General features: G+C 42.7%; 27 protein-coding genes and 1 tRNA gene. 21 read left to right on the forward strand and 7 right to left on the reverse strand.

The genetic code is table 11. The features are described from left to right. The first annotated feature begins 40 nt into the window (after positions 1-40). From ACSLBF_RS14415 to ruvX, 6 genes are read left to right on the forward strand one after another with little or no spacing between them, the layout of a single operon-like run. Entirely contained in the window at positions 41-934 is an 894-nt protein-coding gene (locus tag ACSLBF_RS14415; RefSeq protein ID WP_440054050.1) for a DUF350 domain-containing protein, read from the forward strand. Positions 935-964: 30 nt separating this feature from the next. Then, entirely contained in the window at positions 965-1,459 is a 495-nt protein-coding gene (locus ACSLBF_RS14420) for a hypothetical protein (RefSeq protein WP_440054051.1), read from the forward strand. A gap of 55 nt (positions 1,460-1,514) precedes the next feature. Beyond that, positions 1,515-2,249 carry a 16S rRNA (uracil(1498)-N(3))-methyltransferase gene (gene rsmE, locus ACSLBF_RS14425; RefSeq protein WP_440054052.1) on the forward strand — a complete coding sequence of 245 codons (735 nt, stop codon included), beginning with the start codon at positions 1,515-1,517 and terminating at the stop codon, positions 2,247-2,249. Positions 2,250-2,301: 52 nt separating this feature from the next. Then, entirely contained in the window at positions 2,302-3,261 is a 960-nt protein-coding gene (gshB, locus tag ACSLBF_RS14430; protein WP_440054053.1) for a glutathione synthase, read from the forward strand. 19 nt (positions 3,262-3,280) lie between these two features. Continuing rightward, positions 3,281-3,838, forward strand: a complete 558-nt coding sequence (locus ACSLBF_RS14435; protein ID WP_440054054.1) for a YqgE/AlgH family protein — start codon at positions 3,281-3,283, stop codon at positions 3,836-3,838. 41 nt (positions 3,839-3,879) lie between these two features. Beyond that, a complete protein-coding gene (ruvX, locus tag ACSLBF_RS14440; RefSeq protein ID WP_440054055.1) occupies positions 3,880-4,329 on the forward strand; it encodes a Holliday junction resolvase RuvX in 450 nt (149 codons plus the stop codon). Here ruvX and ACSLBF_RS14445 read toward each other — a convergent pair. From ACSLBF_RS14445 to ACSLBF_RS14455, 3 genes are read right to left on the reverse strand one after another with little or no spacing between them, the layout of a single operon-like run. After that, positions 4,289-5,179 carry a hypothetical protein gene (locus ACSLBF_RS14445; protein ID WP_440054056.1) on the reverse strand — a complete coding sequence of 297 codons (891 nt, stop codon included), beginning with the start codon at positions 5,177-5,179 and terminating at the stop codon, positions 4,289-4,291. The two genes, ruvX and ACSLBF_RS14445, sit on opposite strands and share 41 nt — an antisense overlap. Then, the gene (locus tag ACSLBF_RS14450) at positions 5,154-6,278 is read right to left on the reverse strand and encodes a PilT/PilU family type 4a pilus ATPase (protein ID WP_440054057.1); all 1,125 of its coding nucleotides are present in this window, start codon (positions 6,276-6,278) and stop codon (positions 5,154-5,156) included. Before ACSLBF_RS14450 ends, ACSLBF_RS14445 begins: the two co-directional genes overlap by 26 nt. Before the next feature lie 9 nt (positions 6,279-6,287). Then, complete coding sequence (locus ACSLBF_RS14455; protein WP_440054058.1) at positions 6,288-7,334, reverse strand: type IV pilus twitching motility protein PilT; 1,047 nt, start codon at positions 7,332-7,334, stop codon at positions 6,288-6,290. Between the two features lie 31 nt (positions 7,335-7,365). Between ACSLBF_RS14455 and ACSLBF_RS14460 the strand changes: the two genes are divergently transcribed. From ACSLBF_RS14460 to ACSLBF_RS14490, 7 genes are read left to right on the forward strand one after another with little or no spacing between them, the layout of a single operon-like run. Continuing rightward, positions 7,366-8,049, forward strand: a complete 684-nt coding sequence (locus ACSLBF_RS14460; RefSeq protein WP_440054059.1) for a YggS family pyridoxal phosphate-dependent enzyme — start codon at positions 7,366-7,368, stop codon at positions 8,047-8,049. A gap of 13 nt (positions 8,050-8,062) precedes the next feature. Beyond that, positions 8,063-8,884, forward strand: a complete 822-nt coding sequence (gene proC, locus ACSLBF_RS14465) for a pyrroline-5-carboxylate reductase (protein ID WP_440054060.1) — start codon at positions 8,063-8,065, stop codon at positions 8,882-8,884. Between the two features lie 9 nt (positions 8,885-8,893). Next, entirely contained in the window at positions 8,894-9,427 is a 534-nt protein-coding gene (locus ACSLBF_RS14470; protein ID WP_440054061.1) for a YggT family protein, read from the forward strand. 5 nt (positions 9,428-9,432) lie between these two features. Further along, positions 9,433-9,867, forward strand: a complete 435-nt coding sequence (locus ACSLBF_RS14475) for a DUF4426 domain-containing protein (protein WP_440054062.1) — start codon at positions 9,433-9,435, stop codon at positions 9,865-9,867. Positions 9,868-9,870: 3 nt separating this feature from the next. Then, entirely contained in the window at positions 9,871-10,467 is a 597-nt protein-coding gene (locus ACSLBF_RS14480; RefSeq protein WP_440054063.1) for an XTP/dITP diphosphatase, read from the forward strand. Then, positions 10,464-11,600, forward strand: coding sequence for a radical SAM family heme chaperone HemW (gene hemW / locus ACSLBF_RS14485; protein WP_440054064.1), 1,137 nt, complete (start codon positions 10,464-10,466; stop codon positions 11,598-11,600). Before ACSLBF_RS14480 ends, hemW begins: the two co-directional genes overlap by 4 nt. Before the next feature lie 43 nt (positions 11,601-11,643). Further along, positions 11,644-13,476: a DUF885 domain-containing protein gene (locus tag ACSLBF_RS14490; RefSeq protein ID WP_440054065.1), complete on the forward strand. Its 1,833-nt coding sequence runs from the start codon at positions 11,644-11,646 to the stop codon at positions 13,474-13,476. Between the two features lie 262 nt (positions 13,477-13,738). Here the strand turns inward: ACSLBF_RS14490 and ACSLBF_RS14495 are convergent, their stop codons facing one another. After that, on the reverse strand, positions 13,739-15,568 hold the full coding sequence (locus ACSLBF_RS14495; protein ID WP_440054066.1) for an ATP-binding protein: 1,830 nt from the start codon (positions 15,566-15,568) through the stop codon (positions 13,739-13,741). 254 nt (positions 15,569-15,822) lie between these two features. On the opposite strand from ACSLBF_RS14495, the gene ACSLBF_RS14500 reads away from it, so the two are divergent. The 5 genes from ACSLBF_RS14500 (at position 15,823) to ACSLBF_RS14520 (ending at position 18,565) form a co-directional block, all read left to right on the forward strand. Then, entirely contained in the window at positions 15,823-16,935 is a 1,113-nt protein-coding gene (locus ACSLBF_RS14500; protein ID WP_440054067.1) for a TRAP transporter substrate-binding protein, read from the forward strand. 184 nt (positions 16,936-17,119) lie between these two features. Beyond that, on the forward strand, positions 17,120-17,521 hold the full coding sequence (locus ACSLBF_RS14505) for a glutaredoxin family protein (RefSeq protein ID WP_440054068.1): 402 nt from the start codon (positions 17,120-17,122) through the stop codon (positions 17,519-17,521). Positions 17,522-17,538: 17 nt separating this feature from the next. After that, positions 17,539-17,754, forward strand: coding sequence for a hypothetical protein (locus ACSLBF_RS14510; protein WP_440054069.1), 216 nt, complete (start codon positions 17,539-17,541; stop codon positions 17,752-17,754). 3 nt (positions 17,755-17,757) lie between these two features. Further along, positions 17,758-17,904, forward strand: coding sequence for a hypothetical protein (locus ACSLBF_RS14515; RefSeq protein WP_440054070.1), 147 nt, complete (start codon positions 17,758-17,760; stop codon positions 17,902-17,904). A gap of 52 nt (positions 17,905-17,956) precedes the next feature. Further along, entirely contained in the window at positions 17,957-18,565 is a 609-nt protein-coding gene (locus ACSLBF_RS14520; RefSeq protein WP_440054071.1) for a hypothetical protein, read from the forward strand. Positions 18,566-19,082: 517 nt separating this feature from the next. Here the strand turns inward: ACSLBF_RS14520 and ACSLBF_RS14525 are convergent. Beyond that, positions 19,083-19,167: transfer RNA gene (locus tag ACSLBF_RS14525), tRNA-Leu, on the reverse strand. 242 nt (positions 19,168-19,409) lie between these two features. Here ACSLBF_RS14525 and ACSLBF_RS14530 point away from each other — a divergent pair. After that, positions 19,410-19,907: an RDD family protein gene (locus ACSLBF_RS14530; RefSeq protein ID WP_440054072.1), complete on the forward strand. Its 498-nt coding sequence runs from the start codon at positions 19,410-19,412 to the stop codon at positions 19,905-19,907. Positions 19,908-19,968: 61 nt separating this feature from the next. Here the strand turns inward: ACSLBF_RS14530 and lptG are convergent, their stop codons facing one another. Both lptG and lptF read right to left on the reverse strand, forming a co-directional pair. Continuing rightward, entirely contained in the window at positions 19,969-21,036 is a 1,068-nt protein-coding gene (gene lptG / locus ACSLBF_RS14535) for an LPS export ABC transporter permease LptG (RefSeq protein ID WP_440054073.1), read from the reverse strand. After that, positions 21,033-22,145: an LPS export ABC transporter permease LptF gene (gene lptF / locus ACSLBF_RS14540; protein ID WP_440054074.1), complete on the reverse strand. Its 1,113-nt coding sequence runs from the start codon at positions 22,143-22,145 to the stop codon at positions 21,033-21,035. The genes lptG and lptF overlap by 4 nt, the downstream gene beginning before the upstream one ends. Positions 22,146-22,341: 196 nt before the next feature. Between lptF and pepA the strand changes: the two genes are divergently transcribed. Beyond that, positions 22,342-23,853 carry a leucyl aminopeptidase gene (pepA, locus tag ACSLBF_RS14545; RefSeq protein ID WP_440054075.1) on the forward strand — a complete coding sequence of 504 codons (1,512 nt, stop codon included), beginning with the start codon at positions 22,342-22,344 and terminating at the stop codon, positions 23,851-23,853. Positions 23,854-24,051: 198 nt separating this feature from the next. After that, positions 24,052-24,498, forward strand: a complete 447-nt coding sequence (locus tag ACSLBF_RS14550; RefSeq protein WP_440054076.1) for a DNA polymerase III subunit chi — start codon at positions 24,052-24,054, stop codon at positions 24,496-24,498. Positions 24,499-24,516: the final 18 nt, after the last annotated feature.

Raw genomic sequence — 24,516 nt, forward strand, 5'->3', positions numbered from 1 at the left:
GTTATAGTAACTCTATCTAAAACACAACCTTACACCGAGTATGAGTTATTTGTCTTTAGCCAATATCAACTTTTTAGCCATCCTAGCATGCTTCATCATTATCTGTGCTTTTATGATGATGTTGCGCTTCGTGGTACAACATAATGCTAAGAAACTTTTGCAAGAAGAGTTAGCGCAACGTGATAACTTTGCCTTGGGTATCAACTATGCCAGTCAGGTTACTCTAATTTGTGTATCAATCGCTTACTTATTCAATGATTTAGGTGTCGATAAAGCCTATGCACAGCCACTGCACACGCTGCTTTGTATCGCTTTAGTTATCTGCTTTATTTATCTTGGACAACGTATTCATCGCAACTGGATCTTATATCAGTTCAATGAAGAGCGAGAAATACTCAAACAGAACATCTGTGCAGCGATCGTTGACTCAGGCATGCTGATTGCCAACACGATTTTGGTATTAGGCTTATATCATTGGGTGCATCCCAAAGGTTGGAGTGACTTATTGGTTGTCGGCTTGGGCTTCTGCATACTGCAAATATTATTCGCCATTGACAGTAAGCTAAGGGAAAGTCGCTTCGCTAAATCTAACCAAGGCGCTTCCCTGCAACAAAACTTTAGCCTCAGAAACACCTCTATCGGTATTCGTTACGCCGGTAAAACCATAGGTCTGGCACTGGCGATTTATGCGGGACTTCACAGTGCTCCGTACCATGGTGCAAAAGTCGTTGAAAATTTATTTTCAGTCGTTTTACATTGCGGAATTATGTGGTGTGCACTGTATGTCTGTAGCTTTGTGTTGCTGCATATTTCATTACCTAAAATAGACATAGGTTTGGAAGTAGACCATCAAGATAATGTTGGTATTGCTTGTATCGAATTTGCCGTTTTCTGCTCTATGGGCTATCTACTTATTAACTTGTTTTCAGTCTAGCTCATAATACAGAGCGTCTATTGAGGCGTTATGGCAACAAAAAGTAGTAATTTTTTACTTGTAGATAGTAATGGGGAATTCAGCCAAGAACTACTCGACTATCTGCAAAGCCAAGCGCCGCAAGCACCCAGTGACATGATCATTGCAGGTGACTATACCCGGCAAATGCTAAAAATGATGTTCAAACAACAGGTAAAAGACTATTACTATTGCGACTTTAGTAACGAGATTAGTGTCACGGAGTTAGCCAGCTATCTGCTAGATTACCACGTTATCAATGGTGTGCTTTTACATGCACTGGATTATCAATTAGCTTCTCGCGAACAAAAGTTTATATTTAATTCTCTGCATCCAAACCGCTTTTTGGTAGACCAAACTCCGCAAGGGTATACCATCAAGTTGGTGAGTACGCACCCAATTCATAATCACTTAACCTGTCACAGCGGTAAACTAACCAGTGAAGATAAAAACGCTCAGCAATATCTATCATCTCGATTTCATACAAAGATTGAGCTCAGCCACTAGACGAATGCACAGACAGGTCTTAACATTGCCTGAAAATCTCCTAAATAATTAAACTATGCGAATTCCTCATATCTTCCAAGATTCAACACTTGAAGTCGGTGTCCCAGTCACGTTATCAGATGACGCTGCCGGTCATATTGGCCGCGTATTACGAATGACGACTCAAGACAAGGTCAGTCTTTTTAATGGCAAAGGCGGAGAATACCTATGTTCTTTGGTAGAAATTGGTAAGAAAAAAGTCGTCGCGTTACCTGAGCAGTTCGATGATAAATCAGTAGAGTCTCCACTTCACATCCATTTAGGCCAAGGGATCTCGCGCGGTGATAAAATGGATTTTACCATTCAAAAATCAGTAGAGCTCGGGGTTAACGAAATTACCCCACTGTTCACCACTCGATGCGGTGTAAAGTTAAACGCTGAGCGGCTCGCAAAGAAACACCAACAATGGCAAAAAATTGCGATTGCTGCCGCTGAACAATCAGGACGTAACAGCATCACGATAATTCATCCTCCCATTGAATTGACACAGTGGCTACAGCAAACAACACAAGCGCTAAAACTCACATTACACCCAAGAGCAAATCACAGTATTAAAACGCTTCCGGCGCCGACTCAAGGCGTGCGATTTTTAGTCGGTCCTGAAGGCGGCTTCACTGACGAAGAAATGACCGCAACGAGTGACAGTGGCTTCACCGATGTACGCTTAGGCCCTCGCGTACTGCGTACCGAGACCGCAGCATTAACCGTATTGAGCGCACTGCAACTACAGTTTGGCGATTTAACTCTTTAATAATCGCCAAGCGTCCCCATATCATTGATAGCTTTTAGTTTAGGTAGAAATTATGACGATTAAACTCGGTATTATCTCAGACCCCATCAGTGGCTTTAATATCAAAAAAGACACTGGGTTTGCCATGATGATGGCAGCGCAACAACGTGGTTATGAACTGTATTACATGGAAATGGGTGATCTCTACCTAGAACAAGGTATTGCAATGGCGACCGCCGCAAAGGCTAAAGTTTTTGATGATACTCAACATTGGTACGAGCTTGATGACAAACAGACTGTAGCGCTGGGTGAGTTAGACGTTATCTTGATGCGTAAAGATCCACCATTCGATACCGAGTATATTTACGCTACCTACATTTTAGAACAGGCTGAACATGCTGGATGTCTAGTGGTAAATAAACCGCAAAGCTTACGCGATGCCAATGAAAAGCTATTCACGGCATGGTTTACCGAGCATACGCCAGATACACTCGTGACACGTAATCAACAGCAGATCCGGTCATTTTTGGCAAAACACGGAGACATTATCCTTAAGCCTTTAGATGGTATGGGCGGTGCTTCTATTTTTCGAATAAAACAAGATGATGCCAACATTGGCGTGATCTGCGAGACGTTAACAGAGCATGGTACACGTTTTGCCATGGCGCAGGCGTATATTCCAGCGATTAAAGACGGAGATAAGCGCGTACTATTGGTTGACGGAGAAGTCATTCCTTATTGCCTAGCGCGTATTCCTCAAGGTGGAGAAACACGTGGAAACCTTGCGGCAGGCGGGCGTGGTGAAGCTCGCCCTATTACGGATGTTGAGCGTAACATTGCCAACGCAGTGGCGCCAATCCTTAAAGCCAAAGGACTAATGTTTGTCGGCCTAGATATTATCGGCGACAAATTAACCGAAATTAATGTCACCGCACCAACTTGTGTTAAAGAAATCGAAGCTGCATTCGATATTTCTATTATGGACAAGTTTTTTGATGCGATTGAGCACAAGCTCGACCATACTATGAGATAACTTTATTGGGGGTCCGATTATGAAATCTCTCGCCAACCACTTTTTGATTGCGATGCCTGCCATGGACGACCCTTTTTTCAACCACACGGTGACGTATATTTGTGAGCACAGTGAAGACGGTGCAATGGGGCTGGTAGTCAACCATCCCATTAACGTTACTGTGGGTGAGTTACTCGATCAAATTGACATCAACAATGACAAACAAAGTATCGCAGCTAAGGCCAGTGTCTTTGCTGGCGGTCCTGTACACACTGATCGAGGCTTTGTACTGCATACGCCAAAACATGGTTATGCGTCGTCTCAAGAATTGAGCTCAGATATCATGATGACTACGTCTAAGGACGTGCTGGCATCACTGACTTCTAATCACTGCCCTGACGGCTTTATTATCACCCTTGGCTATGCTGGTTGGGTGAGTGGTCAGCTAGAAAAAGAGCTGAAAGAAAACTCTTGGCTGGTGGTTGAAGCCGATCCAGAAATCATCTTTAACACCCCTCCCGAAAAACGCTGGGAAAAAGCAGTGCAAATGCTGGGGATTGATGTTGCTCAACTGAGCAATGAAATTGGCCACGCGTAAAGTGGCTTACAGATAAATTAATTAATAAAAATTAGCAGTCAATGAGTAAAAAAGAAAAAACGCCCGCCGGTCAACGCAGTGTAATGGGCTTTGACTTTGGCACCAAAAGCATTGGTATTGCCATAGGACAAGAAATCACAGGCACGGCCAATAGTTTAGGTGCTGTTAAAGCAAAAGATGGGATTCCAAACTGGCAGGAGTTAGAAAACTTTGTGACCCAGTGGCAACCCGATCTACTCGTCGTGGGATTACCCTTAAATATGGATGGTACTAATCAAGACGTAACTTTCAAAGCAAAAAAGTTCGCCAACCGTCTGCATAACCATTTTCGACTTCCTGTTGAAACACAAGACGAACGCTTAACCACCGCAGATGCCAAAGCGAGATTATTTGATGAAGGTGGTTATCGTAACCTTGCCAAAGGCAATGTAGACGGCATGTCTGCATGTATTATTTTGGAGAGTTTCTTTGAATCTCAGTGGCAGGATTAATAATTTTGTACGCTTGTTCACTAGGTATAAAACCAGCCTGCTGATAGGCCAATTTTAATTTACCTTGTAGCCGCATGATGGATAACCCCTTTTGCATTGCAGCAAAGGCACGCTCACCGTCTATATGCAACCGTGAAATAGCAAAATGACGACTATCATTTATCAGCACCGCTAAACGGTTATGCGCAACTAAGTTGATATCCTCTAATTTAAACTGATTGTTTTGACTTGGCATTAACGGAGCGAGCATAAAATCAACCCAACCTTGACTCACCATCCTTGCCTGCGCTGTCCAGCTGTACTCATCATGGAGCTGCTGTAAAGACAACTTAGTCAATACAGTCCAATCAGCGCGCCATTTGCGATTAGACACCGCTGTTAAGGAACTGAAGTCTTCAAGCGATCGGATATTCGCTACTTTGGTGTTTTGTGGTGAGTAGTAAATACCGGCAATATAGTCGCCTTTTTCAACTACTGGATCACTGATAAAAAAGTGTAGTTGTCCCTGTAATTCGCTTAGCCAATAGCTATCAAAGCTCAATAACTGTTTACCGCTGGCAATTATACTAGACTCCCGAAAACTAACGTTACCTGGACGAAAATGAATAGCCGTAGTAAAACCGCCGAGCCGCAACGCTTGCATAGCAAGCACCATATCAATAACATCTCGACGCGTATACGCCCCCCCGAAATCATTCACCTCTAATACCGAGCGCCCTTGTAAAAAGCGCTGGTATTCAGTTAAGACATCATCCCGAATATAAATATCTAGCTCGTTACCCCGCGCAGAAAATACAACAGCTCCGAGTAACCCAGCAACGAGACTATTCTTTATCAGAGCCCAAACCATCAACCGTTACCCCCTGCAAAAAGCCAGCGCCTGACTGCTCGTTGTTTTGGAGTTTGATCATTAAGCGCAGATCGTTTTGAGAGTCCGCATGGTGCAGTGCATCGGCGTAATTAATCTTTTGTGCTTTATAAAGTTCGAATAATGCCTGATCAAAAGTTTGCATCCCCATTTCTTTAGATTTCGCCATTACCTCTTTAAGCGATCCCACATCGCCTTTTCGGATCAACTCGGACACTAGTGGCGAGTTCAATAAAATTTCTATCGCAGCTTCTCGTCCTTCTCCTTTAGCAGAAGGCACAAGCTGCTGTGCAACAATCGCGCGCAAATTTAATGCTAAGTCATAGCGCAATTTATCGTGGCTTTCTTTAGGAACTAAATGCATTATCCTATCGATTGCTTGGTTTGCATTGTTGGCGTGTAACGTAGCAACACACAAATGCCCAGTTTCGGCAAAACTCAGCGCATATTCCATAGTGTCTTGAGAACGAATTTCACCAATCAAGATGACATCTGGAGCCTGTCTGAGCGAGCTTTTTAACGCCGCTTCAAAGCTTTCGGTATCAATCCCCACTTCGCGCTGAGTGACAATGCTTTTTTGATGCTCGTGAACGAACTCTATGGGATCTTCAATGGTTAAAATATGTCCGCGCTGATTACGATTTCGATAACCAAGTAAGGCTGCTAAAGAAGTTGATTTGCCGGTGCCTGTACCACCCACAAAGAGCACTAAGCCACGTTTTGCCATAATGACATCCGTCAGCACCGAGGGTAGACCTAAATCTTTTACATCCGGTATGGTTGTGACGATACGGCGGATCACCATCCCAGCGCAATCACGTTGCCAAAATGCCGAGACACGAAACCGACCAATATCGTTTGCCAGAGCAAAGTTACATTCTTTGGTGTCATGAAAAAGCGCTTTTTGCGCATCATTCATTATTGACTCAACTAACAATAAAGCAGCCTCGGCCGTGAGTTTTTCAGAGCCTAAGGGCGTTAACTCACCGTCAATTTTGGCACTCACCGGTAACCCTGCAGATACGAACAAGTCCGATGCTTGCTTGTCGACCATCGCTTTTAAATATGCTTCAATTGCCATCGTGCCCCCTTAGTACCCGCCGTTAAACTGGTTTTTATCGTGCGCTTTTGCCCTAGCATCTTGTTGCGTGATAAGGCCGCGATTGACCAAATTAGTTAAGCATTGGTCAATCGTTTGCATGCCGTGTATCGCGCCAGTCTGAATTGATGAATACATCTGCGCAATTTTGTCTTCGCGAATTAGGTTGCGGATCGCAGGTGTGCCTAGCATAATCTCATGCGCAGCAATCCGTCCTCCTCCGACCTTACGCACCAAAGACTGAGATATTACCGCTTGCAACGACTCAGACAACATCGAGCGCACCATATCCTTTTCTTCCCCAGGGAATACATCAACAATACGGTCAATGGTTTTAGGAGCCGAGGTGGTGTGCAAAGTAGCGAATACCAGATGGCCTGTTTCTGCAGCGGTCATCGCCAAACGTATGGTTTCCAGATCACGTAATTCCCCTACCAAAATGACATCAGGATCTTCACGCAAGGCGCTGCGAAGTGCAGCATTAAAACTTCTCGTGTCTCGATGCACCTCACGCTGATTTACCAAGCTCAATTTATTTTGGTGCACAAACTCAATCGGATCTTCTATGGTCAAAATATGTTGGTGTCGCGTCGCATTAATGTAATCAACCATAGCAGCGAGTGTGGTTGACTTACCCGAGCCGGTAGGACCTGTTACCAATACCAAGCCTCGCTCATGCTCGGCAATTTTAGAGAATACTTCTGGTGCGCCGAGTTGCTCTAATGTCATTACTGTATTCGGTATGGTTCTAAATACCGCAGCGGGACCCCGACTACAGAAAAACGCATTCACCCTAAAACGTGCAAGGTTTGGTACTTCGAAAGAAAAATCGATTTCTAAATTTTGCTCGTAGTTCTTGCGTTGATTATCATTCATAATGTCATAAATAAGATTATTGACATCTTTAGCTTCCAAGGCGGGAATATTAACGCGGCGTACATCTCCATCAACACGGATCATCGGTGGTACACCCGATGATAAATGTAAGTCAGAGGCCTTGTATTGCACACTAAATGCCAATAATTCTGTAATATCCATTTTTAACTCCACAACGAGCACTAGTATATATATGGTTACAATAGCAGAACGCTTAGATAACGCCTACGCTAGGATAGAAAAAGCCAAACAACAATTTAACCGCTTAGAGCCGGTAGATTTGCTCGCGGTATCAAAAACCAAACCTATTGCCGATATCGAAGCTGCAATTAACGCTGGTCACACTAAGTTTGGCGAGTCTTATGTTCAAGAAGCGATCGAAAAAGTACAACATTTTAGCGCTAACAAGCAATTAGAATGGCATTTCATTGGCCCGATCCAATCTAATAAATCTCGACATATCGCCGAGCACTTTAGTTGGGTGCAAAGTGTTGATCGGTTGAAGATAGCGCGTCGTTTAAACGAACAGCGTCCCACTAACCTTAAACCGCTGAATATCTTGATCCAAGTGAATATTAGCGGCGATGTGAATAAATCCGGTTGCCAGTTAAGCGAGCTTGACGAACTGGTTGAGTATATAGACTCAGCAAGACAGTTAACGCTACGAGGACTGATGACAATCACAGAACAAACTGATGATGCGCAAAAGCAGCTACATTATTTTAAGCAAATGCGCGCTTGCTTTGATAGACTAAGGGACCAATATCCACAGCTAGATACCTTATCAATGGGAATGAGTGGTGATCTTGAGCAAGCAATTGCCGCAGGCTCTACTATGGTTCGCATTGGTACAGATCTATTTGGCAAAAGACAATGAGGTGAATACTAGCATGACAGACAAGACTATCGCATTTATCGGTACGGGAAATATGAGCTACGCCATTATTGGCGGTATGATCAAAAGTGGGTTTGACCCAAAATCCATTATTGCCACTAACCGAAATGCAGAAAAGCTTGCCAAAGTTGCCGAGCAACTTGCCGTAAACACAACTCAAGACAACCTAAAAGCCGTTGCAGAAGCAGACGTTATCGTGTTGTCAGTCAAGCCACAAATGATGGAAGGTTTATGTCAAAGCTTTCAACAAAGCGGTGTAGACCTAAGCGATAAGTTATTTATTTCAGTTGCCGCCGGCATCACGATTGCGCGTCTACGTGAAATGCTCGGCCAAAACGTTAAGATGGTGCGCTGTATGCCCAATACCCCATCGCTGCTTGGCCGTGGTGTATCTGGTTTATATGGTGATGGTATCACCGAGGAAGAAAAACATTATGTCGAACAAGTTTTCTCTTCAACCGGTATTGCCTTGTGGCTAGATGCAGAAGAAAAGATTAACGATGTTATCGCGGTCACCGGCTCATCTCCTGCTTACTTCTTTTTATTTATGGAAGCCATTGAAGAAAAAGCTATCTCATTAGGTTTTACACCAGCGCAAGCACGACAGTTAGTACAGCAAACCGCACTTGGTGCCGCGGAGATGACTTGCGACCAAGCCGATATCTCAATTTCTCAACTGCGCGCCAACGTCACCTCTAAAGGTGGTACAACGCACGCAGCTGTTGAACACTTAAAATCACAACACTTACATAAAACAGTTGCAGACGCGATGGATGCTTGTATCGCACGTGCGCTAGAAATGGAAAAAGAAATATAAGGGTAATCAATGAATGCCATACAATTTTTAGTCGGGATCGTATTTGACCTATTTTTAATGGTTGTGCTGTTGCGTTTTTGGTTGCAACTGGTGCGCGCAGACTTTTATAACCCATTTAGTCAAGCTATTGTCAAAGCAACTTCATTTGCGGTTAATCCGCTGCGAAAAATCATTCCTGGCGTAGGTGGATTAGATTTTGCCTCTTTGGTACTGGCATTCATTGTTGGTTTCGCAAAAATTTCCGTCTTAATGTTGATGCTCGGGGGTTACTTCGACTTTGTTGGTGCCGCCATGAACGGTGCATTAACTGTCCTCAAAGAGGCTTTTAGCCTAGTTTTTTGGATTTTAATTATTCGCGCGATACTGAGTTGGGTTGCTCAAGGCTATAATCCTATTGCAGCAGTATTTGAGCAATTAACTGAACCTATGCTAAAACCGATTCGCCGAGTCATTCCATCACTTGGCGGTTTAGACTTATCTATTTTAGTTCTGATTATAGGCATTCAATTCTTCCAAATCTTATTGATGGACATGCTGAGGTAATCAAAATGAAAAAACTGCTTTTATTATTGTGCCTTCTATTTTCAACATCAGGCCTAACCAGCGAAACACAAGGTGGCCAATTTAAAGACCTAGGACCGTGGGAGGTGCATTACATTGCTTTCCCATCAACCTTTATTCAGCCAACCATAGCAAAAGCCTATGGCTTAACACGCAGTGGTAGCAAAGCCATCGTTAATATTTCTGTGTTGGCTGACACGCCAGCAAAACCAGCACTCAAGGCACAAGTCACTGGTACAGCCCGTAATTTACTGGGCAAAACCGTCGAATTAGAGTTTAAAGAAGTCGTTGAAGGGGACGCTGTTTATTACCTTGCACAGCTAGACTTTGATAACGAAGATATTTTCAGGTTCGAAATAGATATCACTGAGAAACAACAGACTCGTAAGCTGGTTTTCCAACAAAAGTTTTATGAAGATTAAGTCATGACAATAAGCAAAGTTGTACTCGCCACAAGCAATCAAGGCAAAGTAAAAGAGCTCAGTTCAATGCTCGCTGACTGCCATATTGAAGTGCTACCACAAAGTGAATTTGAAGTTCCTGAAGTGGCAGAAACTGGCACCACTTTTGTGGAAAATGCCATTATTAAAGCAAGACACGCCGCGAAAATTTCAGGGTTGCCAGCAATTGCTGATGATTCGGGTCTAGAGGTAGACGCACTAAACGGTGAACCTGGTGTTTATTCAGCTAGATATGCCGGTGCAAATACCTCTGATCAAGATAACATCGATCACCTATTGGCACAGCTCGGTGATACGCCCAATAGACGTGCGCGTTTTTGGTGTGTGCTAGTGTTCATGCGTCATGAACATGACCCGACGCCAGTGATCTGCCAGGCTAGCTGGGAAGGCGAAATAACACGTTCTCAAGCTGGACAGGAAGGCTTTGGTTACGATCCGATATTTTATGTGAACGAGTTAGGCTGCACTTCAGCAGAACTCAGCAAACAGCAAAAAAACGCGATTAGCCATCGTGGTCAAGCATTACAACAGTTACTCGCTTATTTTCAAGGGCTTTCGTGAAACTACCTCCCCTTAGTCTATATGTGCACGTACCTTGGTGCGTGCAAAAATGCCCTTATTGTGATTTTAATAGTCATGGTCAAAAAGGGGAGATCCCTGAAGCCGAATACATTCAGCATTTATTGGCAGATCTAAAAGCTGATTTACCCTATGTACAAGGTCGTAAGTTACATAGTATTTTTATTGGTGGCGGGACCCCAAGCTTACTGAGCGGCTCTGCTTATGAGTACCTACTCACTGAAATTGAATCGCTGATTGGGTTTGAAGAAAACATCGAAATCACCTTAGAGGCGAATCCAGGCACTGTTGAAACCGACAAATTCAAACATTATGTCAATGCTGGGATTAACCGGATCTCCATTGGCGTGCAGAGTTTGCAAAAAGACAAACTGATTAGTTTGGGACGTATTCACAACGAACAAGAAGCACTAAATGCAGCTAAAGAAGCTCATGAAGCGGGGCTGCGTAGTTTCAACCTTGATTTAATGCATGGTTTGCCAAACCAATCGGTCGACGATGCTTTGTCCGATTTGAAGCAGGCTATACAGATGGCTCCGCCGCATCTTTCTTGGTATCAGTTAACCATCGAACCAAATACGCAATTTGCTTCTAAGCCTCCCACTTTGCCAGAAGATGAGACACTGTGGGATATTCAACAACAAGGCCAAGCTTTACTTGCTCAACATGGTTACACCCAATATGAAATATCCGGTTACGCAAAAGCAGGATTTCAATGCCAGCATAACCTCAACTATTGGCGTTTTGGTGACTACCTAGGAATTGGGTGTGGTGCACACGGAAAAATCACTCTTACCGAGCAAAAGCACATTCTCCGCACGGTCAAAGTGAAGCACCCCAGAGGATATATGGATCTCACTAAGCCATATCTATTCGACAGCTGGCAAGTCGAAAAACAAGACCGGCCTTTTGAGTTTTTTATGAATACTTTTCGACTCAAAGAGCCTACTGTAAAAGCCGACTTTGTGAATTACACAGGGTTATCTTTGCAGACGATAGAGCCGCAGATTATACATGCTGTAAATCTCGGCTTACTTGAAGAATTCACTGATTCATGGATAGTAACAAATAAAGGACACAGATACTTAAATGATCTGTTAGAGTTATTCGTTTAATACTAACCTGCCATTTTGGCAACAATAAAAAAAGGGTTTAACAATGCGTAAACTTTCCATTTTAGCTGCAGCTGTAAGCGTTGCCTTACTTGCAGGCTGTCAGCAAACTGCAGAAACTCAGAACGCGGCAACTGTCGTGAAGCAACAAGTTGTACAAAGTGAAGTTGAAAAAGCCAATGCACTATTTGAAGAAGTCTTCAATCGCGGCGTGATGCGAAGCCCTGTTTACCAAACGTACATGGGTATCAAGCAAGACTACGACAAGTGGGATGACGAAAGCGAAGAGCGTGCATTAGAAGATCTAGCTTTAACCAAAAAAGATCTCGCGTCGCTAAACGCTATCGACCGCAACAAGCTTGATGCGAATACCCAGGTTAGTTACGACTTATTCAAGCAAAATCTTGAAAACACCATTGCCGATTTCAAATGGCGTCATTACAGTTATCCAGTCAACCAAATGTATGGTACACACTCAATGGTACCGGCATTTTTGATAAACCAGCACCAAATCAGCAGCGTTGAAGATGCAGAAGCCTATATTTCTCGCCTAAATGGTGTGCCTAAGGTGTTCAGCCAGCTTATCAAAGGACTGGAAACTCGTGCTAACAAAGGCATCATTGCACCTAAGTTTGTATTTCCTCACGTGATTAGCTCAAGTGAAAACATTATTAAGGGTGCGCCTTTTGAAAGTGGAGCTGACTCTACTTTGCTTGCTGACTTTAAACGTAAAGTCACTGCATTAGAAATTACTGAAGACGAAAAGTCAGCGCTTATCGACAAGGCGTCTGACGCGCTTAACAGCGCGGTAAAACCTGCATACAACGAATTGATCAGTTACCTTCAGAAATTAGAAAAACGCGCAGATGACAGAGACGGTGTATGGAAGTTTGAAAAAGGCGATGCGTTCTATAACAATGCGCTAGCACGTACTACCACTACTGACCTAACAGCAAAAGACATTCACCAAATTGGCCTTTCTGAGGTAGCGCGTATCCACGATGAGATGCGTGCCATAAAAGACAAAGTGGGTTTCAAGGGCGACTTAAAAGCCTTTATGGAATTCATGAAAACAGACAAACAATTCTACTTGCCAAACACTGAAGAAGGTAAAGCAAAATACCTAAAAGACGCTAAGGACATGATTGATAACATGAAGTCTAGACTAGACGAATTGTTTATCGTGAAGCCAAAAGCGGACATGATCGTTAAGCGTGTAGAAGCATTCCGTGAAAAAGCAGCAGGTAAGGCTTTCTATCAACAGCCTGCACCTGATGGCTCTCGTCCTGGTATCTACTATGCCAACTTATATGACATGGAAGCCATGCCAACTTATCAAATGGAAGCACTTGCTTACCACGAGGGTATTCCTGGACACCATATGCAAATCGCTATTGCGCAAGAGCTAGAAGGCGTTCCTAAGTTCCGTAAATTTGGTGGTTACACTGCGTATGTTGAAGGTTGGGGCTTGTACTCAGAATTAGTGCCAAAAGAAATGGGGCTTTACGAAGATCCGTACTCAGACTTTGGCCGTTTAGCAATGGAACTTTGGCGTGCATGTCGTCTGGTGGTTGATACTGGTATTCATGCTATGAAATGGACTCGTCAAGAAGGGATTGATTACTACGTAAACAACACCCCGAATGCCAAGTCTGATGCTGTGAAAATGGTTGAACGTCACATTGTAATGCCTTCACAAGCAACGGCATACAAAATTGGTATGCTGAAAATCGTAGAACTTCGTGAACAAGCCAGAAAAGAACTTGGCGACAAGTTTGATATTCGCCAGTTCCACGACGTTGTGCTGAAAAATGGTCCTGTACCATTGAATGTACTAGAGCAATTCGTGAATGAGTGGGTCGCGAGTAAAAAAGCTTAACCGTACAGCTTGATCGATAAAGGCCGCACATGCGGCCTTTTTAATCTTTCCACTTTCAAAACGCTTATCTGCAGCTGATACCAATCCTCGTTAATAATTACTTTATTAAGTGAATTGGCATAAGTTTATGTAACCTAAAGCTGGGATAACGACTAAGTAACAGATTGTGTTAATAGAGACAACCCTGAACTGCAGCATCTACTCTAGCAAAATAGTTTTAGAGCTAACTAGCAGAGAGATATTGGTTATCCAAAGCTCGCTATTACTCGCGATCCATCTGGAGCTTTGTATTGGCCTCGGATACGTCATAAGGTGTATCACTTAAGATAATATGAAGACAAGCTCCGCCATGGGCTGGGCTTTGCATTTTAACCTCACCTGCCAACCTTTGTTTTACCAAATTGTACACAATGCTTAGACCAAGCCCCGTGCCTCCAGCAAACCGCTTTGAAGTAACAAATGGCTCAAATATCGAAGGCAACAGCGATTTATCAATACCTGCACCATCATCCTTAAAGTACAAATGCACGTAATCATTGATAACCATGGCTGAAACAACAATATTTAGCACCTTTCCTTTCACTCTCGCATGCTTAATACAATTATGAATACAATAACTAAGGATCTGGTTAAATGCCGATGGATAGCTATTCAATCGCAAGTGCTCTGGTATTTCCAACTCAACCTGAAAAGCATCGCTGGGAAGCTCTGTGTGGTAACAACCAAATGTGGTTTCAACTAAGTGTTTAAGATTAAACCATGTTCGCGCTTCAAACTCTTGGTTACCAGCAACCAGTTGAAAATCATCCACTAGTGAAGCGGTTCGCTGTAAGTTGCTCTCTAGTAAATACAAAGCGGATTCTGCATCCGAGATCAGCGTAGCTAATGCTTGTTTTTGCATTCTTCCCATCCCCAGCTGCTCTTTCAATGTCATCACTTGTTTTTTCAGTTTAGTTTGGCCGACCATCGCTTCATCAATGGGCATATTTAGCTCTTGTGCAAAGCCGCTCACCATATTTCCCAAACTCGCCATTTTGGCTTCATCAATGAGCTTTTGCTGAGCCGCTGACAAACGTTGCAGCAAGGTCTCTATAAACGCCAATAAATTATCAAGGTGATGACCTATTTGGGCAATTTCATCACTACCGCGCAGGTTAACACGCAGACTAAAGTCCTCCATCTTGGCAACTTTAATCAGTACTCGGTTAATTGCGAGTACATGCTCACTAACTTTGCCGTTTTGATAACTCAGTAGCATTAAAACAATGCCACTGACCAAAACAATAATGATCAATCCACTCAGAATAATCAGTTCTTTTCGGCCTTGTGATGCGCTTTGTAGTTGCAACGATACAGAGTCAAACTCAGAGCGTAGTTGGCGCTTTTCAAAAAATAATTGTGCTTTCACGCCAGAGCCCTGAGCCATTCCTAATACTTGCAGTAACTCCACATAACTATCAAACCCTTGTTTATATGACCCGAGTAAATTGAGATAGTCATTTTCTAATTTAAGTGCTTTGATAACTTTTCTGGCTTCGTTATTTAATTCATCATGCATGGTTAAGTAACGTATTTCGCCACGAAGAAAGTAGTCTTTTTCTCTTCTCCGGAGCTCAAGTATGGCAACTTCAAGTTCAGCGAGTGCTGAGTTTTCGACACGCTGTTGCAATAAGTGAGCATTACGTCGAAAATTTCCGTAAATTCCTGATGTTTCGTCAAACCCCATCACACTTTGAATATGGATAAGTTTTTTCATCGTGGTGAAGTAAGCTTGCGCCTTTTCATCTAGGCTTGCCAAGCTTGTTGCATCTGCGCCGCCGCTCTGGTGAAACGCAAGCAACTCGTTGAAAGTGTTTTGATAATCAAATTTAAGCTGAGCAAAGGTATTTTTATGTGTAACGCTGGGCTCCAGTAATAAAAGTTCTTCGAAGTCAGTTACTTTTTGAAGCTTTGATTGAAGCTGAGTGAAATAGGCGGACAACTGATGAGATCTCGCTAACTCAAAATATAAAAACCAGCTGGTTATGATGATCACAACAACCGATGTCAAAGCCGCTAACTTATAAAATAAGACCGATTTTCGGAGTTGCACAGGTAACCCCCAAGCGCATGATAATACTCATAAGCCTAGTCTAATTCCTGTGTCACCACCTAGCTTTTCAACAGCAAATCCAGATTTGATGAATGCGGGCTTGTTTCTCCACCTAGAGCAAAGCCTGCATATCAAGTATTTCCTGCTAAAATTTGTACTATTCAACAGATAAAAGGAGTTGTGCTAGATAGTTTTTTGAAGACTGACGTAGTTAAGCTCGTCAGTAAATACTAATCGATATGACAGGTGGTAACATGACTCTATCTCAACCCCTTAGCCGCCGAAGCTTGCTTAAACTCACGTTAGCTTCCGCCTGTGGGTTGCTTGTACCACCACAGCTACATGCCTTATCCGATAAAGAACAAGACACAGAAAAACGTCGCCAAGCCAGCTTTCAGCTACATTTCGGCTCCCCTTACGATACTGAACAGGCGCACCTATCTCCTCACATGCATAATGAATTAAAACATTGGATAGAGCATTATTCGCAAGGACAAATTTATGTTCAGATCCATCAACTTGGCAGCAAAGGTGTGGGCAGGGAGCTGGCAGCTCAAGTATCTCGAGGCACAATTCAAGGCGCATTATTGTCCATCTCAAATCTGACTCCAGCGGTTCCAATGCTGGACATTCTTAATATTCCATTTTGGTCAGCCCAACCACAAGCCTATCTTAATTTAGTGACATCAAAGGTATGGCGCGAAAAAGTGCTACAACCAATAAAAGCACAAGGTAAACTGCAAGTCCTATATCACATCATTCCCGGCCCCAGGACCATCACCACAACAAAGAGATTTAACCGCGCGTTATGTACACCCCAATCACTCAAAAATATCATCTTCCGAGTGCCTGCAAGCCAAGTATTGAAAAAACTATATCAGCTATGTGACACAACACCGATTGATGTACATTGGAAAGACGTCGCAAAACTTGCAAAGCTCGGTAAAATTGAAGCGTTAGACCCGTCAATTGTCGGGTTATTTAATGGCCCTTCTGACTTAAAAAAACACCTTGGTGTGGTTTGTGAAGTAGAATCTGTTCAAGATGGCTGGGCTGCAATCATTAGCCAAAAGTTTTTAGACTCCCTCCCCCTCAAACTACAACATGCGTTGTTTGATGCAGCCGAGCACACTTTTGCTGACCACCTAAAGTCTCGCCACACAGTGGTAAATATGTGTAGAGCCGCGTTACGATTAGAAGGCGTACAATTTTCCACTCTAAGCGCCGAAGCAAAACAACAATGGATGGAACAGTGCGGTTATCAGTTACCGGTGTGGGATGATACAAAACTCGATCTTCTTGGAAAAAAAGCGCTATTTGAGCAGCTGTTAGATGCCACAAAAGAACACAATGGATATCTTTTTTAGTGAGAAATGAAAGACCACTGCTATTTTATTTGCATATGGACTACTAGCCAGATACTGAAAAGTGGTCGTTAATTTTAAAAACTTAGTTAGTAGAATAAAAAACACCCAGCCCTATTGAAAACCAAAAAAAACAATTAATATACCAAAAATAAACATAAATAACACAAAAGGATTTGAGATAATAATGAATCAGCAGTTTAAAAATGCAATTTCTTATTTGTTGTTTGGAATTATTGGCTTCACACTGGGCGTTTCAATTATAAAGGCCTTTGCGCATTTTAACTCACCTGCACCGTATGTAGAAGTGGACCCTGCTCCTCATTTTAAAGACACAGATAGCGTTGCTGTTATTTACACTACTTCTTGGTGTCCTTACTGCAAAGAGGCAAAAGTGTTTTTGACATTAAATAACATCACCTTTACTGAATATGATATCGAAACAAGTAATAAAAAAGTTAAAATGCTTTATGAGTCCTTGGATGTTGAAGGAGTTCCTCAGATTATCATTGGGAATAAAGCAATTAGTGGCTTTAATAAATCTCTAATCGTAAAGGAATTAGAGCAACTCGGTCATTCGGCCAACTAACTCACTAAGGAGAAAAAATGAGAAAGACGATAGCGCTAATGCTAGGCTTTGGAATGTCAATGTCTATCGGTTTTGCTAATGCAAACACAAATTATAAAGATGAAGGGTACTTTAGTATCTTGAAAGAAGTTATAACAGCATCTGGTATACGTTGTTATAAATGCAACTCAGATAATGAATGCGTTATCATTCGCTGCCCAGCAGTACCAACAGTACCAAAAAAAGGAGATTAACAAGTGAAAGAAAAAATACAAAAAATATCTAAAGCCATTCTTTTTTCGTCAATGGCGCTTGGTTTTTCTATAGCCTATGCGGCAGAGTTTTATTGCATAAAATGTGACGATATTAAATGTGTAAAAATAATCTGCCCACCTGAAAGATAATAAATTTCCAAAAAGAGCTGCCTAAAAACAGCTATTAAAATGAAAAAACAACATGAAAAAAACACTTTTATTAATATCCATATTATCATCTCTAACTTCAATTTATTTATTTTTGAGAATAAGTGAGATAAAAAATGAAAATAGTAACCTTTTTAATCAACTGGAATCTCTAAGGAAAAAATTAGAACTTAATTCGGGCCCAATTTTAGAAACAAAACTAGAAAAAAGCATCGAATGCAACGTTCCAACCCAAGGTGTTAGTAAAATACTCAGTACTAACATGTCGACTAATGCTTTTAATAAACCAAATGAAAACTCCAGATATAACGACGAAAGTTACATAAATGAGGCTGTCAAGAATCAAGCCAGTATCGATAACAAACTTAATGATGAACAGTGGGCATTTGAGTTTTCAGATAAGGTGTATAACTATTTTTCCACACATCCCGAACTAGTAAATTTTCATATTCAAAATATAAACTGTGACAGCACCAAATGTGATATAGATTTATTTATCTATGACAATGAGCCAATCGAAACAGCTCAAGCAATAGGAAAAGCCCTGCAAGAGAAAGAATGGAAAGAGCACCCATTCTATCTTGGCTCAGTAAAAGAAGACGGCTCAATTACGATTGAAATCAATCGAAACAAAGAACAATAATTGCTTTTCCAAAAAGAGGTGGGCATGAGCCGAACTTTACCCTAATGGCAATTCATTAAAACTCAGGTATAAAAAAACCCTAGCCATTCGGCTAGGGTTATAAAAAGTGGTACCAATGGGCGGACTCGTATCGTCGCAACAGTGCCACAAGAGCGTGGCGCACAAGTCCAACTTTACCCTAATGGCAATTCATTAAAACTCAGGCATAAAAAACCCTAGCCATTCGGCTAGGGTTATAAAAAGTGGTACCAATGGGCGGACTCGTATCGTCGCAACAGTGCCACGAAGGCGTGGCGCACAAGTCCAACTTTACCCTAATGGCAATTCATTAAAACTCAGGCATAAAAAAACCCTAGCCATTCGGCTAGGGTTATAAAAAGTGGTACCAGTGGGCGGACTCGTATCGTCGCAACAGTGCCACGAAGGCGTGGCGCACAAGTCCAACTTTACCCTAATGGCAATTCATTAAAACTCAGGCATAAAAAAACCCTAGCCATTCGGCTAGGGTTATAAAAAGTGGTACCAGTGGGCGGACTTGAACCGCCACGCCCGAAGGCAACGGATTTTGAATCCGTCATGTCTACCAATTCCATCACACTGGCATAATTTTTCTTTCATCTTCTAAAACAAGAGAAAATAAAGAAAAACCACTTTGAGCTCAGGCTTTTTTTGTTTGCCTTCGTCTCTATGCTTTGCATTATACAAAGCGGCTTTAATACAGCAAGTAATTTTTTTGCAATCTTGGCTCAACTGCTTGGTATTTGAGCAAAACACCGACAAAACTAAGTTTTTCTATAATTTACGTGTAAAATGCAACTCTAATTTTTATTTTACGGGCTTAGATATGTCTGATTTTCCACCTGCAGGTTTTATCCGTCGAATTGCTTCATTGATATACGATAGCTTAGTTGTCGTGGCATTTTCCATGCTTACTACGGTCGTTTTTTTATTGATAATTCAGGGGATTATTTCACTTGGTTATTTAAGCCTTGAAGGTCATGAAGATGTGTCAGCATTAATTCAATCAACGCCTTGGCTATATGGACTAAGAGCGGTACTACTGATCAGTGTAGCGGTGATATTTTTCAGTTATTTTTGGACTAAGAGCGGCCAGACTATAGGCATGCGTGCTTGGCGTTTAAAAGTACAAATGCCAGACGGCAAGTTATTAACTTGGCAAGTCGCTATCGCCCGTAGCCTTTGTGCATTACTTGGACTTGGCAACTTAGTTGCACTCGTAGACTTCAAAAAGAAAAGAGCGCTACAAGATATACTGTGTGGTACCGAAATGGTAGTACTCAGTAAAGAAGAAAATAAACGCGTATACAACAGCTTAGATTAATCAACCTCAGCGGTTGCTGAATATTGGCGGCTTATCACCGCCAATCATTACCACTCTTGCACTAAACCTGCTTTTTCAACAAGTGTATTGCCAGCAACACAAACAGCACACTCGGCATCAGCGCACCAATCACTGGTGGCACTTGGTACACCATAACGATGGGGCCAAATATTTCATTACTTAAATGAAATGCCAATCCAGTCACTACGCCCATGATAATTCTCGCGCCCATACTCACGCTACGCAGTGGCCCAAAAATGAATGACAATGCGACAAGTAACATTACCGCAATTGTCAGTGGTTGCATCACTTTACGCCATAGTGCCAGTTCATAACTACTAGCATCTTGCTGATTTTGCTCCAGATAAGACAAAAATGACCAAAGGCCTGTAAAAGATAATGAATCAGGCTCAACTGACACAACCCCCAAACGGTCTTCACTTAATTCAGACTCATAAACGACAGATTTGCTGTAGTGAGTTTGAATCTGTTGGGCTGCTATCGTCACTTCCTCTACATCCAGCAATTGCCAGCCCGTCGCGATACTTTTCGCTTGCTGAGCACGAATGATCTTTTGCAAAGTCAAGGTGTCGTCGAAAATGTAAATGGCCACGTCTTGCAATAATCCGCTTTTATCGACACTCGCAATATTCAAGAAGTTATTGCCATCTTTGGCCCAAATGCCTTTTTTAGCGTTGTATACCTCACCGCCATAAATCGCATCGTTTTTAATTTGTTTCGCTGTTTGCTCTGCTCTTGGCGCGCCCCACTCACCCAGAGCCATCATCATCAGCGCGAGAATTACAGCGGTTTTCATCACCGAGCCGATGATCTGCAATCGAGACCAACCAGACGCTTGCATCACAATCAGCTCACTACTTGAGGCCAATGCACCTAGTCCTATCAAGCCACCGATAAGCGCAGCCATGGGAAAAAACACCACAATATCACTTGGCATACTGTAAATGGTGTACAAAAATGCATCGATTAAATCGTAACTACCACGGCCCACAGAGCGTAGTTGCTCAATAAACTTAATAAGGGTATTGATCCCAACAAAGACAAGCAGAGCAAAGCTTGTAGTTTGCAAAATGCTGCGGCCCAAATACCAATCTAACGTTTTCATCATGATGTGGCTTTCCTATTGAGCAGCATTGAACGGAGCCAAACGCCAAACGGACGCCCTTTGGCAATCAAGTATGCGCCGATAAACAAAATACACAGATGTATCCACCAAAGGCCGACTGAGCGTGGTATTTTTTCTTCCGCCAGTAAGAACTTACCAGCATTCAAAAGAATAAAGTATCCTAGGTACAAGGCAATGGCTGGCACTAACTTCGCGAACTTGCCCTGTCTTGGATTAACCACGCTAAGAGGTACTGCAAGTAAAGTAAGTAAGATAATAGAAATTGGTACAGATAAACGCAGTTGCAACTGCGCGGCCGCTTCTGGTGTATCCATATCAAGCAGTTGAAGGCTTGGGATTGCTTCTAATTTACGTCGTTGATGTTCTATTTCTTGCTCTCTAATTTGCACTTGATAAGTCGCAAATTCCGTTTTGTTCAAGGCTTGGCTGAATCCATCCGTGTCATAACGCTTACCTTCGTGGAGTAACAGCTGTTGTGCACCTGACTCTTGTTCTATGATTTCACCTTTTTGCGCATACACTAGGCGGGCAGCCTGATTAGAGTTTTTGTCTGGAAGCTGCGCAACAAATACTTTGTCTAGCTCGCGCCCTTGCTCAACGATAGAGTGCACAAATACCACCGCTTTTTCATTACCAGTTTGTTGAAAGCGCCCGGCTCTAAGCGTTGATAGCCCTGATTCTGCATCCGCTTGTTCTTTCAGTTGATACTCTTGTTCACTTGCCCAAGGCGCAACATACAAGCTGACACAAGCAGCTAATAGGGCGAATACAGCACTGGAGACTAACGTCACTCTAACTACATACCATTCGCTAACGCCACATGCCCGCAGTACGGTCATTTCGCTATCAGCGTAAATTCGGCTATAAGCGAGGATAATCCCCAAAAATAAACTGAGCGGTAAAATATACCCTGCAAGTTGTGGGAGTTTGAGCGCCAATAAGGACAGCACTAGTTTACCTGGGATCCCTCCCTCAGAGGCTGAGCTCAAGATTGACACAAACTTTTGTGACAGAAATATTGTCATTAGGGTCAGGAAAACCGCAACCTGCGATTTTAGTACTTCACCCGTTAAATAGCGGAAAATTAACAATGTTCGTCCCTATAAAACGTCTTGTTTCACTGGCATAGTGGGAAATTTTGAGTAAACTGATTATTTTAGTCACTTTATTATATGCCAACAGATTCGATTATCCTACCAAAGGTTTAAGCAGAACTAGGCTTTCACTGTAGGAATAGTCCTTGGCATGAAAAGTTCAAAATGACATAACTAAGATTTAGGAGTCGCAATGGAATTCAGCGTTAAAAGTGGTAGTCCCGAGAAACAACGCAGTGCCTGTATTGTTGTTGGAGTATATGAACCACGCCGCCTTTCACCGATAGGAGAACAGCTGGATAAAATAAGCGAAGGCTATATTTCCAATTTATTAAGACGTGGTGACCTTGAAGGCAAACCAGGTCAAGTACTGTTATTACACCATGTACCAAATGTACTCAGTGAACGCGTATTATTAGTCGGCTGTGGTAAAGAAAGAGAGCTTGACGACAAACAGTACAAACAAATCATTTCAAAAACTATCAATACGTTAAATGAAACTGGTTCAATGGAAGCGGTGTGCTTTTTGACCGAGCAACACGTAAAAGGCCGAGACACCTACTGGAAAGTTAGACAAGCAGTTGAAACCACCCAAGATTGTCTTTACACCTTCAATCAATTAAAAAGCAAAAAAAGTGAAGCGCGTAGGCCATTACGTAAAATCGTTTTTAACGTTCCAACTCGTCGTGAACTTACCATTGGTGAAAACGCCATTGAGCATGGTTTAGCCATTGCAGCTGGTAGCAAACTCTGCAAAGACGTAGCCAACATGCCACCTAATATTTGTAATCCGCGTTATTTAGGTGAACAAGCACAAAAATTAGCTGAAGAGTTCAACAACGTCACGGTAAATCTTGTGGGTGAGCAAGAAATGGAAGAGCTAGGTATGCATTCGTATTTAGCTGTAGGCCGTGGAAGCCGCAATGAATCGGTAATGTCCGTAATTCATTACAATGGCGGTGATGAGGGTCAGGCCCCAATCGTATTTGTTGGCAAAGGCTTAACCTTTGACTCTGGCGGTATTTCTATCAAACCAGGCGAAGCCATGGATGAAATGAAATATGATATGGGTGGCGCAGCTGGTGTACTAGGCTTGATGCGTGCGGTCGTGCAGATGCAGTTACCATTAAACATTATTGGTGTACTGGCTGGCTGTGAAAATATGCCAGGTGGTGACGCTTACCGCCCAGGTGATATTTTGACTACCATGTCAGGGCAGACTGTTGAAGTACTCAATACCGATGCCGAAGGTCGCTTAGTATTGTGTGATGCGCTCACTTACGTTGAAGCTTTTGAACCGGACTCCGTGATTGATGTTGCCACTTTAACCGGAGCTTGTATCGTCGCATTAGGCCACCATGCAAGTGCCTTGCTGTCTAATCACAACCCACTAGCCCATGATCTGCTAAAAGCCTCAGAGCAAAGCGGTGACCGTGCTTGGCAGCTACCCATGTGGGATGATTACCAAGAGCTGCTAGAAAGCCCATTTGCCGATTTCACTAACCTTGGTGGTCGCGCTGCGGGAACTATTACGGCAGCATGCTTCTTGTCGAAATTTACGAAGAAATACAACTGGGCCCACCTTGATATTGCGGGAACAGCTTGGAAAAGTGGTAAGAACAAAGGTGCAACCGGCCGTCCGGTTCCCATGCTTATGCAATACCTGCTAAACCGAGCCAATCTTACCGACGCTCAGCAAGACTAATTTTATGTCGAGTTAATACTCGATATACACTGTCCTGCATTGATGGAGGCCGCATTCTGTGTCAGAATGCGGCTTTATTTTGAACATTAGTAAATAGCGCTCACAAGCAGATTGAGTAAGATGCTAAACTGCGTTCAAATAGACGTCGCTTGAAGATAAAAACAAGTATCTCGTTTGTTGCAAATTGGTATTTCTGTCATGACAATCAAAGCGCGCTTTTACGTGTTAAAACATAATGATGAGCCGGCGGCCAATATACCGGCTCATTTTGATCTGGCTGCACAAACCGCGGCATCTTTATATCGTGAAGGCCATCGCATCTTTATTTATGTTGATAATATTCAAGATGCGCAGCTCATCGACGAACATTTATGGTGTTTCGATGCTGAACGATTTGTGCCGCATAATCTGCAAGGCGAAGGCCCCAAAGGTGGTGCACCTGTTGAAATTGGTGAGATGCCACCGGTCGCTCGTCGCCCGATATTGATTAATTTAGCTAAGGTCATACCCGACTTTATTCGTCGCTTCGAACAGGTTTACGACTTTGTACCTGTTGAAGCTAGCGCCAAACAAGCTGCGCGAGAGCGTTTTAAACAGCTCCGCAACATTGGCGCCACGATTTCCACCGAAGATTTTGAGAATTAGCATTTTTTAAGGTTCTGT

It is taken from the genome of Pseudoalteromonas sp. T1lg65 (assembly GCF_051930985.1).
Lineage (GTDB): Bacteria > Pseudomonadota > Gammaproteobacteria > Enterobacterales > Alteromonadaceae > Pseudoalteromonas.